Here is a 23,360-nt window from a genome sequence, read left to right on the forward strand (position 1 = left end):
ATACTAATTAAAACTCATTTATTGAGGGGATACTATTATCAAAAAAACTTTACTCGCATCCGTTTTAGTTCTTGTTTTGGTGGCTTGTATGTTCTCCGGCTGCCTTGGTGACAAGATCGTCGGAACATGGAAAAGCACAGATTCTGAAGCAACAATCACATTTAACAAAGACGGCACATACTCCGCATCCTTCGGTTCCTTAGGTGCAAAAGGCACATGGGAAAAAGCAGATGACGGAAGTTATGCTCTTTACTACAACAACGGTAAAATCGGTTCAGCCATCATTGACGGCAAAAACCTCCAAGTCAACCTCGGCTTCGGTATCTTTTCGTTGAAAGGCGACTTTACCAAACAGTAAGTCGTTTTAATATTTAATCAGTTATTCATTTGATTTTTCAAATGAATACCTGTTTTCTCTTTTTGGATTATTTTTGATTTTCTTTTTGGGATTGTTTTTGATTTTTTCTTTGAACGGTTTCTTCTTATCAATTCTTTTCTTTTACTGTCTTATCTCTCTCTTTTTGAACCGAGTAATTCTATTTTTATTCTCACTCAATAAATACATTTTTATTTCAAAAAGTCTGTATTTTTTTAATCAAATAAATATTTTCAATTATTTATCTGTATTAACTCTTGAGGAATTCAAATGGTTCAAAAACATTTCCCGACATGGTCTTTTATCCTTGTCTTTGCCGCCTGTATGTTTTCAGGCTGCTTCGGCAATGATAAAATTGTCGGCACATGGATCAATAAAGAAATAAATGACACTATGATTTTTTATGAAGACGGAACTTGGATTTCAGATTATTGGACAACAGGCTCCTATACCGGTTCATGGACAAAATCAAATGACATTTATCGGCTTTCTGTCTGCGGCAATAATTCAACTCAAGACTCCGGCATCGTGATGATTGACGGTCGGAATCTGATTCTTGAACGATCTTGGGTTGAATTCGTTTATGTTAAAAATTGAGGTTTTGTTTTTTTATTTTTACGCTTTTTTCATTTTTGGATTTAATCTTTTTATTTCCAAGTTTTACTTATTTTATTTTTTGGAAATTTTTATTTTGAAAATCCATCTTCAACGCTTCAATTTCTTCACAATTTTCCAATTGAAGCGCAAAAATCCCGAAACACGGTTTTACATATTGGAAAAACAAATCATTGCCGGAAATGCCGACCGGAAACGGTCGCGCTCCTTTTAATAAAACGCCGAGCAATTCATAACCGCCCGGAACAAGCCAGACTTCGTCTGATTTTTCCAAAATCAATTCTTCACATTCGGAAAGCGTCATTTCACTGCCGATAATGACAACTTCCAAATTTTTAATACAAACCATAAAAAGCACCGAATTGATTTTGATGAAAAATAAGTTAAAAAGATGAAAAGAAAGAAAAGGAAAAGAAGGATTGAGATTACTCAATCACTAAATTTTTCAACTTAATGCCGGATTCAACAATTTTTCCGACACGTTTGCCGCCGGTCATTCCCATGACGTAAGGCGCGACTTCTTCAGGAACAATGATAATGAAGCCCATTCCCATATTGAATGTCTTGTACATTTCAAGGTCGCTGACATTGCCCTGTTCTTGAAGGAATTTGAAAATTTCAGGCGGTTCAATCGGGTCATCGAAATCAAACCCGAGATTTGTGATGCGTCTGAGTTTTAAGAGACCGCTGCCGGTGATGTGAGCAAGACCGTGAACTTCATGCTTTTTAAGAACGTCTAAAACTTCCATGTAAATTTTCGTCGGAACGAGAAGTTCATCGCCGATTGTTGTTTTGGGGTTGTAGGGACAATAATCCTGATAATCATAAGGCGATTCCTTGATGATTTTTCGAACCAAAGAGTAGCCGTTGCTGTGAATGCCGCTGCTTTTAAGACCGATAATCACGTCGCCGACTTTGATTTTTTCCCCGGTTAAAACATCTTCTTTTTTGACTGCGCCGATACAGGTGCCGGCCAAGTCAAATCCTTTAATGATGTCGGGAAGCGTTGCCGTTTCACCGCCGACGATTGACATCTTGGAAATTTCCGCGCCTTTTGCCAAACCGATGCCGACTTCAGCGGCAAATCCCGGTTTGTGTTTTTCAAGCGCAAGGTAATCGACAAAACCGATGGGTTCTGCACCGATTGCGAGCAAGTCATTGACATTCATTGCGACACAGTCAATGCCGATTGTATCCCATTTGCCCATTTCGTTGGCAATAAGCACTTTCGAGCCGACACCGTCCGTTGTCATGGCGATTGCGAATTCACCAAAATCCATCAAACCGGCGTAGTGGCCGATATCCGTTAACGGCGCGCCGAACCCTTCTCTTTTGTAGGTCATGGTTTTTGTCAATGATTTAATGGTATCTTCTTCCTGATGAATATCAACGCCGGAAGTCGCGTAAGTAGATTCTTTTCCCGTCATAGTAAGCCTCAAATTTGATTTAATAAATTGAATCTCGTTCTTATTCTTTTCCGTTTTCCGGTTTGTCTAATTCGAATTCAGCGTGGAGCGCAGCAACCGCTTTGTTGACTTCTGCGCTGCTGACAACACAAGAAATGTTGTATTCGGAAGAACCCTGGCTGATCATAATAATGCTGATGTTTTCCTTGCCGAGCGCGGTAAACACACGTCTTGCAACACCCGGCGTTCCGGCCATACCGGCACCGACGACTGCCACAACAGAAACATCAGAGCGGAAATCCACAGTGTAAGCGTCTCCGAGTTCCGCTTTCAGAGATTTGACCGTCTTAACGCGGTCTGCGTCATTGACAATAAATGAAATGCTGGATTCAGAGCCTTGACTGATTAAGCGGACGCCGACTTTTTTGTTCGCTAAAATCGAAAAAATGACCGCCAGCTTTCCGACGGAGTCGACCATTTCCGAGCTCGAGACATTGATCAAAGACACCTTTTTAATCATGCTGACCGCTTTGACAACATTTTTGGACTTTTTGTTCTCGGTGACAACAAGCGTTCCTTCAAAGTCCGGCTTGAACGTGCTTTTCACGCGAACCGGGATGTTGTGCATCATGGACGGCTCAATCGCGCGCGGGTGCAGGACTTCTGCGCCGAGGGAAGAGAGCTCCATGGCTTCCTGATATGAAATAAAGTGAATTGTGCGTGCGTTTGAAACGATTTTCGGGTTTGCGGTCATGATACCGTCAACTTCTTTCCAAAGCCAGATTTCATCCGCTTTGATGCCGACGCCGACAATGGATGCCGTATAATCCGAGCCGCTGCGGCCGAGTGTTGTAATGGTTCCTTCTTCGTTTTCACCGATAAAGCCTGTCACAACTTGAATTGAATTTTTCAATCCCGGCGTCAATCTCTCGTGAATTAACGCATAAGATTTCGGGAGCGGTTTTGCGCCGCCGAAAACATCGGTTGTAATGATGCCGGCTTCGCCGCCGGTGTAATTTTTAGAAGCGATGCCCATCGAACGAAGTGCGCCTGAAACAATCGGCGCGGCCAAGCGTTCGCCGTAAGATGAAATGTTGTCGCGGGAGCGAACCGTCAGCTCGCCCAAATAACAGATGCCGATAAGTGCTTTTTCAAGCTCATCAATTTGGTTTGTTAAGAATTCAATGACTTCCGGTCTGAGATTTTCGTCGTCAATCGCTTCATTGACGGCGGTAAAATGCTGCTGTTTCAAAGCGGTGATGAATTCTGTCACAACGGTTACCTTTCCGTTTTCACAGCCGGCAGTCGCAACATCCAAAAGCCGGTCGGTTACGCCGGCAAGAGCGGATGTCACCAAGACGACTTGATTTCCCTGATCAAAGTAACTCTTCGCCAATTCAGCCACGTGGCGTATTTTTTTTCCGTCACCGACGGAGGTTCCGCCGAATTTCATCACAATCTTCATAATTCTCTGTTCCGTTGCATAATCTTGATTCTTTTTCAATGTAATATATGGTTAAATATTTTGTGACAAAAAATTCCTCGCTTCGCTCGGAATTTTTCAGGGGCATTGGGGGGGCGGTGTTTGCAGAAAATGCCTCGCTCCGCTCGGCATTTTTATGGCTTCGCCTACGGTGGGAGGGTGGTGTTTATGAAAAATGCCTCGCTTCGCTCGTCATTTTTGTGGCTTCGCCTGCGTGCGCGAACGGGCACGTTTTCATTTTTTTTGAAAATCTTGGTCGGGGTTTATTTTTTATTTTATTTGTCATTCTTCCGAAAACTAAAACGGATTTCGTCAAAACAAAAATCGCTCGCTTCGCTCACGATTTTTCATGGCAGTGGGAGTGTGGTGTTTATGAAAAATGCCTCGCTTCGCTCGTCATTTTTGGCGGCTTCGCCGGCCGCGCGCGAATGGTCACTTTTTCATTTTTTTGAAAAACAAAGGGTCACTTTTTCAATCTATTTGTCATTCTTCCGAAAACTAAAACGGATTTCATCAAAACCTTTTTTAATCATTCATTTTTAATCATGACTCACTTTCAAAAACATTCGGAGTTTTCTATGACTAAAGAATATATGCTCGGAAACGCTGCGATTGCTCGCGGCGTCAGAGAAGCCGGGGTCGGCGTGGTTTCAGGTTACCCGGGAACGCCGTCTTCCGAAATCGTTGATATTTTACGCGCTCAAAAGGACCGCGATTATTATTTGGAATGGTCGGTGAATGAAAAAGTGGCGGTTGAGGTTGCAATCGGCGCGGCTTTTGCCGGTGCCCGCTCTATCGTGACCATGAAACATGTCGGCTTAAACGTCGCGGCTGACCCGCTGATGACGGTCTGCTTTGCCGGAACCAAAGGCGGTCTTATTATATTGGCAGCTGACGACCCGTCTTTCCATTCATCTCAAAATGAACAGGACACGCGCCGCTATGCGCAATTCGCGCAAATTCCGTGCTTTGATCCGGCAACGCTTCAAGACGCGAAAGATATGATTGCTTACGCGTTCGATTTTTCAGAACAGTTTGAAACGCCGGTTATTTTCAGGCCGACAACCCGGCTCAGTCACGGCAAATCCAGTGTCGAGCTCGGCGAAATCAAACCGAACACAAACAAAGTCGATTTCGTCAAAGACCCGAGCCGTATGGTCATGATGCCGAATTTTGCCCGTCCGCGCCATGTCGCTTCTATTGAACGTCAAAAGCCGATGGCAGACGCGCTTGAAAAATCCCCGTGGAATGTTTTGGAAATGTGTGACGGCTCAAAAATCGGTGTTATTTCTTCAGGCATTGCTTCTGTTTACGCGAAAGAAGCGCTTCACGCACTCGGAATTAACGCGTCTTTCCTCAAAATTACAGCTTATCCGATGCCGGACAACATGATTCTTGAAATGCTCAATCACTGCGATAAAGTTTTGATTGTCGAAGAATTGGAACCCATCGTCGAAGACCGTGTTCGTATTTTGGCGCAGCAGAACCAAATCACAACCGAAATCATCGGTAAGAATCCGGTTCCGCGTGTCAATGAACTCAATTTCGAAATCTGCCGCGATGTTATGGTTGCCGTTTTCAAAGAATATGCTGACTCTTCATCGACCGCTTTCGCCGAAGCCGGCAACGTTCCCGCGCTGCCGTCGGCAATCACGGACATCGTTTTGCCGCCGAGACCGCCCGCGCTTTGCGTCGGCTGTTCTCACCGCTCCGCTTTCCAAGTCATTAAAGAAGTGTTTGGCAAGAACGCGATTTTCCCAAGCGATATCGGCTGTTACACGCTCGGTATTCACAGCGGCGCGGTTGACACGACGATTTGTATGGGCGCAAGTATCAGTATGGCTTCCGGCATTGCGCATTCCGGCGAGAAGAAACCGGTCTGCTGTACCATCGGCGACTCGACTTTCCTGCACTCCGGCATGAATTCGTTAATGAATGCCGTTTACAACAACGCGAATATCACGGTTGCCATTTTGGATAATCGCATTACGGCAATGACCGGCCACCAGCCGAACCCGAACACAGGATCAACTGCTGTCGGTGTCGAATCTCTCCCGGTTTCATTGGAAGCGGTTTGCGCCGCTGCCGGAACGCAGTTCATCAGAACGGTGAACGCTTACGATTATGATGCTTTAACAACGGCTTTCCGCGATGCGAAAAGTTTTGACGGCGTGTCTGTCGTCATTGTTCAGCAGGCCTGCGCAATTGTCGCAAGAAAAGCAGGCGTTCGCATGAATCCGTTTGCCGTCATTCCCGACAAATGCAAAGGCTGCCGCAAATGCGTTAATTTCGGTTGCCCGGCGATTGAATTTGATAAAGAAACCGCCGTTGCGCTGATTAATTCTCAATGTATCGGCTGCGGGGTTTGCGCTCAAATATGTCCGTTTGACGCAATTGAAGAGGTGAAAAAATGAGCGAAAACAAATGTTTCGGCAGCGTCCCAAACGCAGGCAAAACCGATGTGAAGTACGATGTCGTCATCTGCGGTGTCGGCGGTCAGGGCGCAATTTTGGCGTCTGACATTCTCGGCCGCGCCGCTGTTGCCGAAGACCGCGCCGTTCAAGCCGCAGAAACACACGGCATGGCGCAGCGCGGCGGATCCGTTGAAAATCACGTCCGAATCGGCAGTGCTTACGGCTCACTCATCCCGAAACGAGGCGCCGATTTAATGATCGCCCTCGAACCCGCGGAAGCCGTTCGTTACGCCCATTTAATGAAAGATGGCGCCGTCATTATCGTCAACGTCGAACCCGTTTTTCCGTTCACCGTGACAACCGGCAAAGCCGAATATCCCGATGTCAATCAAATGCTTGAAGCCCTTTCCGAAACTTTTGACGTCAAAGCGTTTAACGCAAGTGCTGTTGCAAAAGAAGCCGGCAACAAGCAGGCGGCAAATGTCGTTATGATCGGTGCTGCTTCTCACTTTATTCCGCTTCAGGAACAGACTTTTATTGATTGTATTAAGGCTCTTGTTCCACCCAAGTTTTTGGATGTTAACTTGAAAGCTTTTGAATTGGGTAAAGAAAGCGTTCAGTGATGAATGCTTTTTTCTTTTCTTTTACTTTTTTTCTTTTACTTTTCTTTTTTTGTCTCTTTTTTGTTTTTTAAAAACGCAGTCCCATCTCGAAAATTTTTAAAATACTGTTGCTTGCGTGAAGCGATATTTTTCATTTTTATTTCACTTGATATAAAATGTAAAAAATGTAAACAATTTTACCAAACAATTATATTCTATAATTATCATTTTATTATATAGAAATCAATAAAATTGCTTATTTTTCAGTTCAACTATGCAATTTTTGATTTAATATATTGATTGAATAAAGGTGGTTTTTATAGAATGAATTACAAGCCGATTTGTTTACTTATAATGATTTTAACTTTACTTTTGCTTTTAACCGGGGCGGCGGCGGCTACTCCTGTTAATAAAATTTATGATTTGAATGATCTCAAAAATATTGGTAACACAGATTACAAAGATGAATGGACAATGGATGCAAATTATATTCTTATGAAAAATATCTCAATCAGTGACGGAATTTGGAATTCGATTGGAAATCAAAGTCATCCTTTTAAAGGTTCTTTCAATGGTAATGGAAAAACAATTACTTTTACAGAAGATGTCGTGTTTAATTCTGATTCGGGAGGTTACGGGTTATTTGCAAAAACCAGTGGCAACGCAAAACTTGAAAATATTTCACTGATCGTTGAAGGAAATTTGACAATTGAAGATGAAGAGGGGAATGATAATTTTGGAGTTTTAGTCGGATATTGTGCCAATTCCGGCCAAATTACCATTTCAAAATGTTCATTAAATCTCGACGAAGAGTGTTTTATGAAGGGAAATCGTAACGTAGGCGGTCTTATCGGCAGGTTTGACAGGGGAACTGTTGAGAATTGTGTTGTTGTTGGTGATATTGAAACAACAAACAGTGCTGCCGGCGGTTTAATCGGTTTTATGAATCTTTCTGACGGTAATGTGTTGGTTCAAAATTGTTCTGCATTTGGTTCGGTGGCAACCGATAAATACGGTGCCGGCGGTTTAATCGGAATTGTTAAAGTAGTCTCTGATCAAATTAACTCCGATCAAATTAAGATTGAAAATTGTTATGCTTCCGTTACAACAGAAAGCAAAGCCGATGGCGGCACTTCCGGCGGTTTAATCGGTGAACTCTGGGCAGGATCTGTAAATAATTGTTATGCGACCGGAAATGTTACTGCAAATATTGGTTTTTCCGGCGGTTTAATCGGTCAGGTCGTTAATAATGTTCGTACTGATATGAAAGTGACAAATTGTTACGCAACAGGAACAGTCATAGGGTTGAAAAAAGGCGGTCTTGTCGGTAAAATTTCTGAATCCGGTTGGTATATTGATGACAGTTTCTATTTGTCAGAAGAACCCGAAGAGGGTGATTTCAATGATTTGGGAAATGCTGTTTCCATTGAGCAGCTGAAATCTATTGACGCATTTACTGTTAAAAAAGAAGATGACGGGTTCATTGAAGGCGACGGCTGGTCAATTTCTTCATCTTACGATCCCGAAAAAACCTGGTTCATTCTTGAAGGTCGTGATTACCCGAAACTCAGCTGGCAATATAAAGCGCCTTCAAACGGCGGATCCGGCACAGGTCAAGCGGTTGTTATTAATTCAACAGATGAAATTCCGGATTTAACGGATAATACGATTCACGATTCTTCTGAAATTCCGTCCCTTTCTGAAGAGGATGACGATGTTTCAAAAAGCGGTTATGACGTCGAAGACAATACCGGTCCGGATTGGAAGTTGTATTTGATTATCGGAATCGGTTTGATTGTTGTTATCAGCGGCGTCGCTTATTTCCTGAATAAGAGAAACGGTGCTTGAGGCTGAAATCTAAAATGAAATGAGCGTGATTTTCACGCTTGTTTTTCCTTTTTTTTGTTTTTCGTTTGTTTTTATTTTTGCTTTGTTTTTATTTTTGTTTTGTTTTTATTTTTGTTTTGTTTCCTTTCTCTATTTTTCTTCCGATCTTGTTTTCATTCTTTTTCAAACGAATTTATTTTATCGGAACACATAAATTTTTAAATGTGTAAATCGCCCTATACATTGAGTGTGTTAAATATATGTGTGAGGTGTGTTGAATGAAGTGGTCAGATACTCGAAAAGAGTTGGAATTTATTGTCAACATGAGTCCGGTCGTCGTTTTTAAATTCGGCGCGCGCCCGGGTCTTCCGGTTGAATACGTTTCTAATAATATTATCCAGTTCGGTTATCCGCCCGAAGAATTCAGCGATTACAATTACGAATTTGAAAATATCATCTATCGTGATGATTTGGAAAAAATTCAAGCCGAATATACAGATTATTCTTCAAAACCCGATGCGTTCGGATTTACATTGACTTACCGGCTTTATACCAAATTCGGGTCCATCCGCTGGGTCGAACAAAGAACATTCATCATCCGCAACGACGAAGGAAATGTTTCCCACTATCAAGGCCTTCTTTTTGACATTACCGACCGCAAAAAAGCCGAAGAAGAAACCGCGCTGAACCTCGCGCGCCAGGAAGTTTTGCTGAAACTCAAACGCATGGGCGGATACAATTTCCAGGAAATCATCGACTACGCACGCGAAGAAGCTGTTCTTTTAACAAAAAGCAAAGTCGGCTATATCGCTTTTCCGACACCCGATGAAACCACTTTAATCATGCATTCGTGGTCTAAAAGTTCCATTCGCGAATGTTCCATCGACGAACAAAGCCGACCGCTTGTTTATCCCGTCCACCGTACCGGTCTTTGGGGTGAAGCCATCCGCCAGCGCAAACCGCTTATCATCAACAATTATCAATCCCCGTCGTCCTTGAAAAAAGGATTCCCGAGAGGCCACGTGACATTGTCCAGTTACATGCACGTTCCGATTTTCGACGGCGGCCGAATCGTAATTGTCATCGGCGTCGGCAACAAAGAAGACGAATACGATGCCAACGACATTTTCAATCTCATGCTTTTAATGCAGGGACTTTGGGAAGTCATTCAGAAAAAGAGATTGGAAGAATCCTTAAAAGAACGCTCCGCCGAACTCGCCGATCATTACGCGAAACTGCGTTCCATTTCCATGATCCCGCAAGACTTTTTGAAAGATATCGAAAACGACGGCGACTCTGCCGGCAAGTCTTCCGATCATTATCTGCGCGTCATGGAAGACGAAGTTTTTCTCATGTCTTACGAACGGCAGCAATCAGCAATTGAAGAAGGTCTGCTGCTTGCAAACCGAATCAAACATTTGACCGATTCCATGTTCTTTTTAAGCATGGGCGGAGGCAATGTTCGATATGAAAACTTCACGAAAATCGATTTTAACAGCCTGATTGAACACGTTTCATTGAACACGATTCTTCTCCTGAGAAACAAAAATGTCGTTTCTCATATTGAAATGCCTGATGAATTCCCGAGTGTTTTAGGAGAATATGAAAGCTTGGAAGTCGTTTTCACAACACTTATTGAAAATGCCTGCCTGAATTCACCCGCCGGCGGAAAAATCAGTTTAACCGGCGAAATCAAAGGCGACTTCTTCGAAGTTCGAATTTCTGATTCCGGCCCGGATTTAGACGAAGCCTCTCTCCCCTACTTATTCCAAAGCATTACCTTTGTCGGCTCCGGTCATTTCCACGCCAACAGATTAGAAGGTGCCGAGTCCGGTTTGTATGTTGCCAAAATCATCATCCACAAACACGGCGGCGATGTTTGGGGCGAAAGAAACCCCGAAGGCGGTTCTGTTTTTGTTGTGAAAATGCCGATTCTGAATCAGCCTGAAAAACAAAAGACCAAGGAGTGGGAAAAATGACCACCGAATTAATCGGCACGCTTTTCCTCTCGGAAAAACGCAAAAATCTGATGATTTATTTGCTGGCCGGGCCCATGACAATTGAGGAAATCAAAACAGAACTCAACGTCACAACCAGCGCAATCATGACGCAAATTAAAATTTTGATGGACCAGGGACTCGTGGTTTTTGACAACAACGTTTACTCATTAACCATCCTCGGTGAAGCCATTTCTCAAAAAATGATTCCGCTTTTGGCAACCTTGGAAATGTATTCTTCAAATCAAAAATATTGGATGGAGCATAAACCGGCTTTCCCGCCGGCACTTCTCTCCCGAATCGGCGAGCTTCAAAACTGTGTTTTGGTCGAACCCGAGCTGAGCCGCCTCTATGAGCTGCCCTTGAAATTCGAAGAAAACCTGTTGAAATCCGAAAAGATTCGCGAAATTTCTTCCTTCTTCAGCCCCGTTTACCAATCCACTTACACCGATCTGATTCGAAACGGCGTTGAAATCGATTTAATTTTGCCGCCGTCCGCATTTGAAAGATTCAAAACGGATTACGAAGAATTGCTCGGGGAATACATCTCAAGCCCGAATTTCCGAATTTATGTGTATGAAGAACCGATTGAAATCGCGTCCGCCGTCATCACAAATAATTTCTTCTCTGTCTCACTGTTCAACAATAACGGCATCTATCACAACCATTGTTTGATGAGCTTTGAGCCGTCTTCTCTTCTTTGGGGAGAATCTCTTTTCAATTACTACTTGGAAAAATCCGTTCAAATCAAGGCTGATGATTTTTAAGTCATCAGTTCTCTTTTTTCTTTTCATTTTCTGATCTCGCCCTCGATTTCTGACTTTTGTCTTTTTCTATATATTACAACGCCGTTGTATATATCAACGCCATGAATTGAATCAATTGATTTGATAAAATTCGGTCGAAAAATAAGGTTATTGATATTGATTTCGTCATCAAGTTTATGTTATATATTCACGACTCCTTCTAAATTTTGTACACGATATGACGTGTCAAACGAACTGATGGTTGGGGGTTATTACGGTCTCTTTTATTTTCCCCCCGAGACCGCGTGTGTAATTTTACATGTATGGTGATATTATTATGGCAAAAGAAGAAATTTTAAAAGCACTTGCAGACGCCGTTATCGCAGGTGATGATGACGAAGCCGTCGAATATGCGCAAAAGGCTCTTGCAGAAGGAATTGACCCCCAGGAAGCCATTGTTGACGGTCTTGCAAAGGGTATGGCAATTATGGGCGACAAATATGAGCGCGGCGAAGTTTTCGTTCCGCACTTAATGATTGCCTCTTCCGCACTTTATGAAGGAATGGACGTTTTAACGCCGCATATCAAAACAGATGCAGCCAGCCGCCCGGTTACCGGCGTTATCGGTACAATCGAAGGCGACGTTCACGACATCGGTAAAAACCTTGTCAAAACAATGATGGCCGCAGCCGGCTTTACAATGATTGACCTCGGTCACGACGTTCCGCTCGAACAATTCATTTCAGCCGCAAAGGAAAACAAAGCCGATCTTTTATCCGTCAGCGCGCTCATGACAACAACCATGACCGGCATGGACAAAATCTCAGAAATGCTTCTTGAAAACGGTTACCGCGACTCTCTTGTTTTCATGGTCGGCGGCGCACCGGTTTCCCCGCAATACGCCCAAACTGTCGGTGCTGACGGTACTGCAAAAGACGCCGCAGGCGCAGTTGCATTCGCCAGAGAAAGCACAGCGAAACTCGGTCCGGCAGAAGAACGCTGGAGCGATGCCAAGTTGAGCGTTACCAAGACAAAATACAAAGACGCCGTTCTTAAAAAGAAGGCAGCAGCCTCTTCATCCGGCAACATTACATTAGAAACCGCCAAGAAAGTTATCGAAGAATACAACAGTGTCGGTACAAAAGGCGTTTCAAAAATGTCTCACTCTGAACGTATTTTCGGCGCGCTCGGCGACAAGAAATTAGACAGACTCCCGGTTTACCCGCTCGCTTGCGGTGTTGCCAGAAAGTTCGTTCCCTGCACATACAAGGAATACGCCACCGTCCCCGAGAAATTCGCCGCTTCCGCTGAAGCCGCTGTCAAATATTTAGATGTTGACACGTTTGTCGGTTTAACGGACCTTTCAATCACTTCTACCGATGTCGGTGCCGGTGTCACAATGCCTGAAGAAGATACCCCTTCAGCAACAGGACACCTCAAAGACTACGAAGACATCCAGATCCCCGAAGTCAAGAAAGGAACACGTATCTACAACCACATCCAGGCAGCCAAATTAACAATGGAAAAACTCCACAAAGACGAAATCAACGCGCCGTTCGTTGCTTTCCACGAAGGTCCGTTGTTAACTTTGACACAAGCTATGGGCGCTGACCGCGTTCTTCACGACATGAACACAAATCCGGGCGACGTTCACAAAGCGCTTGACGCAATCACGGATTTCGTTGACGAAATCTCCACAGCGTTCTTCGATGAAGGCGCAGCAGACGCAATTTGTGTTGACAACCTCTGGTCCAACAACGTGATCATGAGCGCTGACCAGTACTGGGAATTTGACGGCAAATACGTGTATGACAGACATCTCCCTGTCTTTAAAAAATACAACGCACCGTACGTCATCCACAACTGTGCCGACGCTGTCCACTTTGACATCCAGATCCGCAAGTTCGGAACGGCCATGTACAGCTACGCTTACTACGAGAAGAACAGAGACAAAGGATCCAAGAACTACGCTGACTTGATTCCGGAATACTCTGACATCTGCTGTATGATGGGAGAAGTTGACCCGATTCAGTTCATGAACAATGACGAGGCAACATTCCAGAACATCCGCAATGACACCTCCAAATTAATGGACGGCGTCCTGCAGACACTCAAAGACAGCGGCCGCAACTCCAACTACGTGATGTCGACCGGCTGTGAAGTGCCGCCGGAAGGTTCCTTGTTGGCTGTGAAGGCAATGGTTGACACCGTCAAAGAAGTCGGTGAAGACAGATATGCAAAAATTATCGGCTGATTTAAGCCGGTATAATCAAAAACAAAAGAGGAATTAAACCACTCTCAAAAACGCCGGACACACCGGAAACATCTGTAGAATACAACAAACAATAAGCTGCCCGACAATGATCTCAAGCATCCTGTCTATCTGCATCCCCCGAGATCTTGTCGGGAGCAGCTTTCGTTTCCGATACCGGCTTTCCGAATCATCTTTAATTCCTTTTTACCTCCGTTTCGTGCCGAAAAGAATTAAGTCTGACACTTTTCGGCCGAACTTTAAAAATTATGATTCATTTCGGGGAAATTTTCGGGGAAATTTTCGGGGAATCTCAGAGAGACAAACAAAGGGACAGACAGGCTGAGAGACAGACGGGCTGAGAAAACAGACCGGCTGAGAGACAGATTGAGAAACAGACAAAGACAGAATAAAATCAGAAGGGGAAAGCAATGAAACTCGGATTAGGCATTGATACAGGCGGCACATACACAGACGCGGTTTTGATGGACCTTGAAACCGGCGCGATTATTGAAAAAAGCAAATCGCTGACAACGCATTCTGACTTGGTGGTCGGAATTACAAAATCCATTGAAGGATTATCTGAAGCTTATTTTAAAGAAATTAAATTCACATCCGTTTCAACAACGCTTGCAACCAACACGACGCTTGAAGGAAAAGGGTATCCTTGCGGTTTGATCTTGGTCGGCTACTCGATTTCGGGCGATTTGCCTGTTTCCGATGTTCTTGAAATTCGCGGCGGCCACGACGCTGACGGCAATGAGCTGGACGACCCGATGAAAGATTTGGAAGTGCTTCAGGAATTTATTGAAAGCACTCAAAATTCGGTTGCTTCTTACGCTGTTTCATCCTTTTTCAGTGTTCGGAATCCGGAACACGAATTTTTAATCAAAGAAAAAATCGCCGAGATGACGGATTTGCCGATTGTGTGCGGTCACGAACTTTCCCGCGCGCTCGGGGTTTACGAGCGAACGCTGACGGCGGTTTTAAACGCGCAGCTGATTCCGGTCACCAATCAGTTTGTCCGCTCCGTTCTTTCCGTGATGGAAGACAAAAACATTGATTCCGATTTGATGATTATGAAATGCGACGGCTCTTTGGTGAATATCGAAGAAGCTCTTTTGCGTCCGGTTGAATCTATTTTCTCCGGCCCCGCTGCCAGTTTGGTCGGCGCGTCACACTTGACCGGCGACAAAACATGCGTGACAATTGATGTCGGCGGCACCAGTACAGACATTTCAATGATTATTGACGGCATTCCGAATATCAGCGACACAGGCGCCACTGTCGGTGGCTGGAAGACGATGGTTCGCGCGATTCAAATGAACACATCCGCGCTTGGCGGCGACAGTCACGTTTGGGCTTGTCAGGGACTTCAAGTCGGGCCGCGCCGTGTGATTCCGCTCTCGCTGGCAGCCGTTGAATATCCCGGTTTGGTTGACAAAATGAAGACAATGGATCTTCCGTCCGAGCGTGTTTTGGATCAAGTGATTCAAGGAACCGCTTTCTTTTCAAAACTGCCTGTCTCCTCCCGTTTGTCTGATATTTCATTGTCGCCGTACGAGCAAAAAGTTTTGGATGCCGTCAGCGATGTTCACGAAACCCCATCTACCGTTTATGAAATTTCTAACCGGTTGGGGGATCATCCGCTGATGTTTACAAAAGTTTTGGATTCATTGGTTTTGAAAAGATGTGTTTCTCAAATCGGATTTACCCCGACAGACGCGCTTCATGTTCTTGACAAGTATGTCAAATGGGATACGGAAGCGGCTCGTCTCGGCGCAAAAATTCTTGCTGATTATCTGACTCTTTCCCCCGAAGAGTTCAGTCGGCGCGTACAATTATCTGTTTCCGAAAAGATGGCAACGGACCTCATTTCTTTCTTCGCGCCGTACTTAAAGCCGGAGGATGTGAGTAATTTGGTCTTGAAATCCCCGTTCGCCAAATTCAAAATCACAACTCCGGTTATTCTTATCGGCGCTCCCGTTCGCGCTTATTCTGAAGATTTCGGCAACCTTTTAGATGCCGAAGTCATTCTGCCGGATTTCTATGATGTTGGAAACGCTGTCGGCGCGCTTGTCGGCGACGTGATTTTCAGAACAAATGTTCTCATCCGTCCGAAATCTTTGGGCAGTTTAACATATATCGCATTTGATGAAACCGGTCGCCGTGAATACGAATCCGACGAAGAAGCCGTTTCAAAAAGCGAAGACAAAATCCGCGAATTGATTTACGCGCATATGGAAAAATACGGTTTGCATGCGTCTTCCGTTAAAATCGAAATCAAGCGCGAAGATATTCAGGCCGGTTTTTCAACCGAACATCCGCTTGAAATTAAATTATTCGGAATCGGTGTCGGAACACCCCGTAAAATCGATTCCGACTCCCAAAAACGTCCCGAGTTAACGGCCTCGGCCGAATCATTGAACTTATAATTCCTAACAAAAACGGGTTGTATTACTGAAATGACAGATGTATGGAGGTTATGAATGTGTCTGCAATTACACGCCCGATGTCGGGCAGAAATCAAATGCCTGAGGTGACGGATGAACTTGTCCGCCAAATCAGGGAACGCGTCGCGGTCGACGGTCCTGTCGAAGATGATCAGCTCCTGTTTCATATTGAAACGATGGTCACGGATATTCGTGAGATGTTGGCCTCATCTTTCGGTCCCTGCGGCATGAATAAACTCGTCTACGGTCCGGCCGGCGATGTTTATATGACAAGCGACGGCAAAACCATTATCAAAGAAATTGATGTTCTTCATCCGGTTGCTGTTTCTTTGAAACGCCTGGGTCAGTCCATGGACAAATCCTGCGGTGACGGAACGAAAACCGCGCTTTTGCTGGCGTGCAGTTTGTTGAAGAATGCGTTGCCGCTGCTTCGCAAAAACGTTCATCCTGCCGTGATTGCCCGCGGGTATGAAATGGCAATGGGCAAAGCGTATGAAATGATGGAATACGTCGCAGAGGATGCGGATGACGCAATGATGCTTTCTGCCGTCAAATCCGCTGCGTTCGGCAAAGGAATTTTGGAAGATCAGGCTGACAGATTGGCGGAAGCCATGCTTCAAACGGTTCGGGAACTGGATCGTCAAACCGGCGGATCGTTTTTGGATTTGGAAAAGAATGTCAAAGTTTTGAAAAAGGTCGGCTCTCCCGATGTGCTTTCATTTTCAGGCGTAATCTTAGATGAAACGCCGGCGCGCGATGATATGCCGAAACATCTTCAAAATCCGGCGATTTTGCTTTTGAGAAACGACATTAAGCCGGAAAGCGGTTATGTCAATCCGCAGCATTTTGTTCGCATTGATAAACCCGAAACCGCATTTGAATTCAAAGATGCCCGAAAAGCAGCCGCTTACGTATATGCCGAAAAAATCATTGAAAGCGGCGCTAACCTCATTTTCTGCGAAGGCGAAGTCGATTTCCATATCGAGGAAGCATTGGCACGAAAAAAGATTCTTGTTTACAAACGCTTGAAAATGAAAGACATGGAATACGTTTCAGCAGCAACCGGTGCCGACTTTATGAAAATTCATGACAGCGTTGAAGACATGAACCGCTCTCTCGGTTACGCGGATGAAATTAAAGTCATTAAAAAGCGTTATGAAACATTCGCTTATCTCAAAGTCGATTATCAGCCGGTAACAACCGTTTTAATTCACGAGCCGATGAAATACGGTCTCGGAAAAATCGAAGAAGCCGCAGACGACGCGCTCAACAACGCCGCCTTGCTGATTAAAAACCCGTATGTCGTTACCGGTGCCGGCGGAACGGAATATTTCCTCTCCCGCTCGCTTCGAATTTATGCCAACACTTTGACCGGCAAAGAGCAACTGGCCGTCAATGCATTTGCAGACGCGGTCGAAAGTTTGGCAAAAACGCTCGCTTCCAACATCGGAATGGATGTCACGGATGCTATGATTGATTTATCCGCTCAGCAGGAAGACGGCATTGACGCCCGATTAGATGTGTGTCGTCATGTTGTCGGCAATTCGCCTGCCGTTTATGATTGCGCTACTGTTAAGAAATACGCATTGGTTGCAGCGACTGAGACGGCGATGAATATTTTGAGAGTGGATGAGATTTTGCTGAAAAGGTAAAATCTCCTCACTTTTTTATTATTTTTTTGATAAATGTCAGAACGGATTTCTTTTTTTTGAAAAATTTGTGCTGTTCGCGTGCGGCGGGTGTCGGTGGCGGCATCCGCTATAAATCGTGAAGCGACTTTTCAGTATTTTGTCGGGGAAATCCTCTCATCTTTTCTCTTTTTTGATTAAATCTGTTAAATAACAATCTCTATTATTTTATATTGTTTTCATTTTTACCGATATTTTTATATCATTATATAGGGTTGTTTTTTTATATCATTTTAAGGGGTTATTTTTTATATCATTTCTTTTATATTCTATCTCTACTCAGTCGATAGTTATTGGTTTGGTTTAATCGGGATTATACTTTTTTATCGGGGCATATAATGGCGTAGCCTCGGTGAGCGTAAATAACATAAAAAGGTTTATAATGTCTCTATGGTATTATTCTATTAAATTATCTTTGCATTGTCATTTAAATTTTATTTCATTGGATATTTGATAAAACGTTTTAATGGTGTTATATTATGAGAGTCAAATCGTTTCGTTTGATATTCTTCGCTTTATTGATTATATTATTAATGTCCGGGGTTGCTACTGCTTTTGCTCCAAATCCAAACCCCGGTGGTCCCGCGTATGGTTCAATTGACAATCCTCTCATAATTCAAAATGATGTGGACTTTATATCTTTGCATGGTTCCCCTTTTCTCCATTATAAATTAGGAAACAATATCGAAATTGGTAATAATGGGGGTTGGCTCTCCATCGGTGACCAATCCGACGGGTCGGCAGGAAAATTTTCAGGTACTTTTGATGGTGCCGGTCATACAATCACTATAAAAACTTCATCCCCTGACGGTGTTGTTTTCTCAGCCGATGGCATTGGTTCTTATGGTATCTTTGGGGATGTTTATCATAACACCAATTATTCGAACGACATTGCTGTTATTTCTAATTTAACTGTTGTTGTTTCTTCTAATGTCTCTCTTAATAGTTCTACTGCTACTGAATCTTCATCTTTCGGTATTCTTGTCGGTTCCAGTTTAAGCAGCAGTAATGCGCTGATTCTTGATAATTGTCATGTTGTCGTAGAGGAACCATACTCTGTTAATGGTGCATCCGTTGGCGGTCTTATCGGAAATTTAGGAGGTAAAATCTCTAACTGTGATTTCAGCGGTAATATTGCCGGTACCGGAAACAATGTCGGTGGCATTGTCGGAACTTTCAGTTACGGCAGTGTGACAGGATGTATTGTTACCAATGGTAATATTGATGGAGTGAATAATGTCGGCGGTATCATCGGTTCACATATTATTCCCACCAACAGTGCACTTATTTCTAATTGTAATTTTAATGGCATTGTTAGCGGTACTGATAATATCGGCGGTATTGCAGGCTCGTTCGGTTACGGCAGCTTTACTAATTGTGCTGTTAGCGGAACTATTGACGGAAGAAACAATGTCGGGGGTTTTTTTGGTGCAACATCGGGCACTTCGATTTTAGGTACAGCAGCCAGTGATATAACAGTCGTAGGCACTGCTGATAATGTCGGCGGTCTTATCGGAAGTATGTCTGGCGGCAGTATTAATGACACACATGTCTCAGTAGATGTTACCGGCGTGAACCATGTCGGCGGGTTGGCAGGGATAGGTATTCAGTTTGACAATGCTTCTTCTTCCGGAATTGTTCATGCAACCGGGAACAATGTCGGCGGTATTGCCGGTAGTATGACCGGGAATGCGGAACGTGCCAATTCCAGCGCAACCGTCAGTAGTACCGGAGATAATGTCGGCGGTCTTTTTGGTCTTTATACAGGCGGTAATTTATATAATTCCAAAGCAACCGGTTCTGTTTCAGGTGGAAATTCTGTCGGTGGCGGAATCGGATCTAGTTCAACGGGTAACCGTAATTATCTTTCTGCTTCCGGAACTGTGACTGCAACCGGAGATAATGTCGGCGGTTTATTTGGATATATTGCTTCTGCAGGTAATGCACACCATTTTTCAGCAACAGGGGCTGTCAGCGGTAAGGATAATGTTGGCGGGCTCGCCGGTCATATGTTTAAAACATCAACGACCGACTCTTCTGCTACAGGAAATGTAATTGCAACAGGAAACAATGTCGGAGGATTTGTCGGTTTTTCTGAAGAAGGGGGCGGTAATCAAAACAATTCTGCAACCGGAACCGTTTCAGGAAATGAAAATGTCGGTGGTTATCTTGGTCTGAATCATAGGGCTGTCCATAAGCAAGTTTTCTCTACAGGTGATGTAACCGGAACAAACAATGTTGGCGGATTGGGAGGCTTTTTCGGAAATGGTAGTCTTTATAATTCTTATGCTACCGGTAATGTTACGGGAACTTCCGGTTATGCAGGCGGGTTGGTTGGTCGAATCCAATGGGTTGAGGTTCATTCTTGTTATGCAACGGGTAATGTTACGGGAAAAGATGCGGCAGGTTTGATCGGTCTTAGTGCCAATTACGCTCCAGTTACCAATTCTCTTGCTCTTAACGCGTATGTTAATGGAAGTAACACGTCAGATGTTTTTGCTACAGGTACTTTTTCCAGCAACAGCTCAAATTTTTTTGCATGGAATGGTATAAAAAACGGAACCGGTCAAATTTCAAACAAACTTGGCGGCAAAGTTACTTTTGTTAAATCTTACAATCTCTGGAACAAGTATTCTAATACAACTAACAGTTCTTGGCCCGACACTTTCACAAATGAAACAACTGTTTGGAAAACCGATTATTCCTCTACTCCTGACAAATATAAACTTCCTATTTTGGCTTGGCAAACAGCAGACCCGAACGCAGATGCTTCTCATTTGCTTTATCTGACAGATATTAAAGTTGAACAAAAGGAAAAAATCGGAACTCAAAGAAATATCAGTGTCATTCTTGACCATGAAGAACTTAATTACTCTTACAATTATTCCGGCTCAAGGAACTGGGATTTGTTTATCGCGATGAGTGATGATCCTAATAATCCAGGCACTCTCACTAAATTTAAAACAGTAACAAACAATTCTACATCCGTATTCAATACAACAGTTACTCCGAATAAATTATACGCTTGGGGAGCTGCAGAATTAAATGCATCCGGTGAAGATGATTGGCTTATTAAAAACAAAACTACCATGATGTATAATGTTACTTTTGATAAGAACGCGGGGACAGATACTGTTACAAATATGCCTTCTCCCAACCCGGTGACAGGTGTTCCTTATAACAGTTCAGTCGGAGTTCAAAATATTCCCGAAAGGGTCGGATATGCGTTTGGCGGGTGGTATACTGAGCCTAACGGCGGGGATGAGTGGGATCTCGAGGTTTCGAAAGTTGTTGGGGATATTACACTTTATGCAAAGTGGAATGTGATTGAGTATGGAATCAATTACGAGTTAAACGGCGGTACCAACCATGCCGATAACCCGTCTACTTACAACGTGAGCAGTCCCGACATTACACTGAAAGCACCGACAAAAGAAGGTTACATTTTCGTTTCCTGGGATCCGGTCGGCACGATTTCTTCCGGCAGTACCGGTGACAGATCCTTTGAAGCTGTTTGGGACACTGTTAACTTTACGCAATACACAATCAATTACGAGTTAAACGGCGGTACCAACCATGCCGATAACCCGTCTACTTACAACGTGAGCAGTCCCGACATTACACTGAAAGCACCGACAAAAGAAGGTTACATTTTCGTTTCCTGGGATCCGGTCGGCACGATTTCTTCCGGCAGTACCGGTGACAGATCCTTTGAAGCTGTTTGGGACACTGTTAACTTTACGCAATACACAATCAATTACGAGTTAAACGGCGGTACCAACCATGCCGACANNNNCAGTACCGGTGACAGATCCTTTGAAGCTGTTTGGGACACTGTTAACTTTACGCAATACACAATCAATTACGAGTTAAACGGCGGTACCAACCATGCCGATAACCCGTCTACTTACAACGTGAGCAGTCCCGACATTACACTGAAAGCACCGACAAAAGAAGGTTACATTTTCGAAGGTTGGTACACTGATTCCGGTCTTCAATCTCCCGTTTCCGTTCCTGCCATCACTCAAGGCAGTACCGGCGCTCAAACCTTCTACGCTAAATGGACTCTTGACACAGGTCTTCGAACTCTCACCTATCACCCGAACGGAGGATTAGACGGAATCAACACAACCGAAGTCATAATCCCTGATTTACAAGCAAACGATAACGTACAACTCTATAACGAAACCGAAGTCAACTTCGCAAATACAGGTTACACTCTCATAGGCTGGTCCGAAACCGCAAACCCGACACCAACCGACATCGACTACTACATTGGCAGCCTTTTCACAATGCCCGCTAAAAATGTAAACCTGTATGCCGTTTGGGGCGACTCTACAGTTTACACATACAGTATCAATTATCATCCGAACGGTGCTGATAATGCAAACACTCCTGTCACAATTTATTACGATGACAAAGAAGTAGTAAAAATTGCAAATGCGACTGATACAGGATTTACAAAAGCAGGTCATGTCTTGGGTGGCTGGAACGAAGATCAATCACAAAATATTGATTATATACAAGACGAAACAAAGAATATGACCGCTGAAGGCACATTTACGGACCTGTATGCTGTTTGGTTTGAAGGTGTTTACAAAGTCACATATACAACAGATGCATCCGGTGACGTCATCGGAAACCTGCCTGCAGAAGTCAGATATAATGAAAATGACCGTGTGCCGGTTGAAGACGGAACACATTTGATTCGGATTGGCTATGAATTCAATGGCTGGGACGTCACTCCCCCTGTTGAAGTTCCTGAAAACAATCCGCCCAATGCGAATTTTGATCACTTTAATGGTGACGGCACCGAGCTCTTCTATATGCCTGCTTCAGACGTCGTTCTAAAAGCAAATTGGACTGACAGAACATCTGACAGCTTTACTGTCACTTACAACGGTAACGGCTACACAGGAACCGGTATTCCGATAGACGGAATCGGTTATCAGTATAATGAAAACGTTACCGTTCAATCCCATTCAATGGATTACAGCGGCTACATCTTCAAAGGGTGGGCAAAAGATCAGGCAGGATCAGGCGATCTTTACAAAACAGGAGACACTTTTAGGATCACTGAAAATACGGTACTTTATGCTCAGTGGTATAAATCTGGTGGCAACGGCAATGGTAACGGCACAGGCAGCGGTGAAGTTATTGATCCGATGCCGGTTCCCCCGAAACCGCCGATTCCGCCCGAGCCGCCCGAACCGCCCGAACCGCCGACAGAATCAGCAGATCCGATTGCATCTCTTCTCTTCTTTACAGCAATCGCTATCTACCTATTCATTTACGTTAGAAGAGACCAAAATTGAGAGGAAAAGATTTTGTTAAAATGTAAAATCTTTTTCTCAAATTTTTTAATTTTTGGCTGATGCTTTCTCATTTCTCTATTTATATAATTTTCAAAATCCTGTTTAACAAGATTTTTTGTGACCACGTTTTATTCCTGTCTTTCTATATATTTTAACATCGTTATTTTTATTTCTGTCATTAATTCTG

The 23,360-nt window shown here is 43.8% G+C and carries 15 protein-coding genes; 12 read left to right on the plus strand and 3 right to left on the minus strand.

Features of this window, described 5'->3' with window-relative positions:
• Positions 1 to 88: 88 nt before the first annotated feature.
• Complete coding sequence (locus tag C7391_RS07850) at positions 89 to 358, plus strand: hypothetical protein (RefSeq protein ID WP_133518005.1); 270 nt, start codon at positions 89 to 91, stop codon at positions 356 to 358.
• Between the two features lie 288 nt (positions 359 to 646).
• Positions 647 to 973 carry a hypothetical protein gene (locus C7391_RS07855; RefSeq protein WP_133518006.1) on the plus strand — a complete coding sequence of 109 codons (327 nt, stop codon included), beginning with the start codon at positions 647 to 649 and terminating at the stop codon, positions 971 to 973.
• A 67-nt stretch (positions 974 to 1,040) separates the two neighbouring features.
• Here the strand turns inward: C7391_RS07855 and C7391_RS07860 are convergent, their stop codons facing one another.
• The 3 genes from C7391_RS07860 to C7391_RS07870 form a co-directional block, all read right to left on the minus strand.
• Positions 1,041 to 1,340 carry a DUF1894 domain-containing protein gene (locus C7391_RS07860; RefSeq protein WP_133518007.1) on the minus strand — a complete coding sequence of 100 codons (300 nt, stop codon included), beginning with the start codon at positions 1,338 to 1,340 and terminating at the stop codon, positions 1,041 to 1,043.
• Between the two features lie 76 nt (positions 1,341 to 1,416).
• Positions 1,417 to 2,418, minus strand: a complete 1,002-nt coding sequence (gene purM, locus C7391_RS07865; protein ID WP_133518008.1) for a phosphoribosylformylglycinamidine cyclo-ligase — start codon at positions 2,416 to 2,418, stop codon at positions 1,417 to 1,419.
• A gap of 40 nt (positions 2,419 to 2,458) precedes the next feature.
• Positions 2,459 to 3,862 (minus strand): aspartate kinase, encoded by a 1,404-nt coding sequence (locus C7391_RS07870; RefSeq protein ID WP_133518009.1) that lies wholly within the window; start codon positions 3,860 to 3,862, stop codon positions 2,459 to 2,461.
• A gap of 62 nt (positions 3,863 to 3,924) precedes the next feature.
• On the opposite strand from C7391_RS07870, the gene C7391_RS07875 reads away from it, so the two are divergent.
• From C7391_RS07875 to C7391_RS08675, 10 genes are all read left to right on the plus strand, one after another.
• The gene (locus C7391_RS07875; protein ID WP_133518010.1) at positions 3,925 to 4,332 is read left to right on the plus strand and encodes a hypothetical protein; all 408 of its coding nucleotides are present in this window, start codon (positions 3,925 to 3,927) and stop codon (positions 4,330 to 4,332) included.
• 126 nt (positions 4,333 to 4,458) lie between these two features.
• A complete protein-coding gene (iorA, locus tag C7391_RS07880; protein WP_133518011.1) occupies positions 4,459 to 6,294 on the plus strand; it encodes an indolepyruvate ferredoxin oxidoreductase subunit alpha in 1,836 nt (611 codons plus the stop codon).
• On the plus strand, positions 6,291 to 6,917 hold the full coding sequence (locus C7391_RS07885; protein ID WP_133518012.1) for an indolepyruvate oxidoreductase subunit beta: 627 nt from the start codon (positions 6,291 to 6,293) through the stop codon (positions 6,915 to 6,917). The genes iorA and C7391_RS07885 overlap by 4 nt, the downstream gene beginning before the upstream one ends.
• A 303-nt stretch (positions 6,918 to 7,220) precedes the next feature.
• Complete coding sequence (locus C7391_RS07890) at positions 7,221 to 8,744, plus strand: GLUG motif-containing protein (protein ID WP_133518013.1); 1,524 nt, start codon at positions 7,221 to 7,223, stop codon at positions 8,742 to 8,744.
• A gap of 257 nt (positions 8,745 to 9,001) precedes the next feature.
• Complete coding sequence (locus tag C7391_RS07895) at positions 9,002 to 10,702, plus strand: sensor histidine kinase (protein ID WP_133518014.1); 1,701 nt, start codon at positions 9,002 to 9,004, stop codon at positions 10,700 to 10,702.
• A complete protein-coding gene (locus C7391_RS07900; RefSeq protein ID WP_133518015.1) occupies positions 10,699 to 11,487 on the plus strand; it encodes a helix-turn-helix transcriptional regulator in 789 nt (262 codons plus the stop codon). The genes C7391_RS07895 and C7391_RS07900 overlap by 4 nt, the downstream gene beginning before the upstream one ends.
• 316 nt (positions 11,488 to 11,803) lie before the next feature.
• Complete coding sequence (locus C7391_RS07905; protein ID WP_133518016.1) at positions 11,804 to 13,720, plus strand: uroporphyrinogen decarboxylase family protein; 1,917 nt, start codon at positions 11,804 to 11,806, stop codon at positions 13,718 to 13,720.
• A gap of 428 nt (positions 13,721 to 14,148) precedes the next feature.
• A complete protein-coding gene (locus C7391_RS07910) occupies positions 14,149 to 16,152 on the plus strand; it encodes a hydantoinase/oxoprolinase family protein (protein WP_133518017.1) in 2,004 nt (667 codons plus the stop codon).
• A gap of 56 nt (positions 16,153 to 16,208) precedes the next feature.
• Complete coding sequence (locus C7391_RS07915) at positions 16,209 to 17,822, plus strand: TCP-1/cpn60 chaperonin family protein (RefSeq protein WP_166627460.1); 1,614 nt, start codon at positions 16,209 to 16,211, stop codon at positions 17,820 to 17,822.
• 3,128 nt (positions 17,823 to 20,950) lie between these two features.
• Positions 20,951 to 23,173 carry an InlB B-repeat-containing protein gene (locus C7391_RS08675; protein WP_449288501.1) on the plus strand — a complete coding sequence of 741 codons (2,223 nt, stop codon included), beginning with the start codon at positions 20,951 to 20,953 and terminating at the stop codon, positions 23,171 to 23,173.
• Positions 23,174 to 23,360 lie beyond the last annotated feature (187 nt).

The organism is Methanimicrococcus blatticola (assembly GCF_004363215.1).
Classification (GTDB): Archaea; Halobacteriota; Methanosarcinia; order Methanosarcinales; family Methanosarcinaceae; genus Methanimicrococcus; species Methanimicrococcus blatticola.

Excerpts from the sequence above, each read along its gene's own strand:
- C7391_RS07850 (WP_133518005.1), top strand. The coding sequence starts at position 89 with ATGTTCTCCGGCTGCCTTGGTGACAAGATCGTCGGAACATGGAAAAGC.
- C7391_RS07855 (WP_133518006.1), top strand. The coding sequence starts at position 647 with ATGGTTCAAAAACATTTCCCGACATGGTCTTTTATCCTTGTCTTTGCC.
- C7391_RS07860 (WP_133518007.1), bottom strand. The coding sequence starts at position 1,340 with ATGGTTTGTATTAAAAATTTGGAAGTTGTCATTATCGGCAGTGAAATG.
- purM (WP_133518008.1), bottom strand. The coding sequence starts at position 2,418 with ATGACGGGAAAAGAATCTACTTACGCGACTTCCGGCGTTGATATTCAT.
- C7391_RS07870 (WP_133518009.1), bottom strand. The coding sequence starts at position 3,862 with ATGAAGATTGTGATGAAATTCGGCGGAACCTCCGTCGGTGACGGAAAA.
- iorA (WP_133518011.1), top strand. The coding sequence starts at position 4,459 with ATGACTAAAGAATATATGCTCGGAAACGCTGCGATTGCTCGCGGCGTC.
- C7391_RS07885 (WP_133518012.1), top strand. The coding sequence starts at position 6,291 with ATGAGCGAAAACAAATGTTTCGGCAGCGTCCCAAACGCAGGCAAAACC.
- C7391_RS07890 (WP_133518013.1), top strand. The coding sequence starts at position 7,221 with ATGAATTACAAGCCGATTTGTTTACTTATAATGATTTTAACTTTACTT.
- C7391_RS07895 (WP_133518014.1), top strand. The coding sequence starts at position 9,002 with ATGAAGTGGTCAGATACTCGAAAAGAGTTGGAATTTATTGTCAACATG.
- C7391_RS07900 (WP_133518015.1), top strand. The coding sequence starts at position 10,699 with ATGACCACCGAATTAATCGGCACGCTTTTCCTCTCGGAAAAACGCAAA.
- C7391_RS07905 (WP_133518016.1), top strand. The coding sequence starts at position 11,804 with ATGGCAAAAGAAGAAATTTTAAAAGCACTTGCAGACGCCGTTATCGCA.
- C7391_RS07910 (WP_133518017.1), top strand. The coding sequence starts at position 14,149 with ATGAAACTCGGATTAGGCATTGATACAGGCGGCACATACACAGACGCG.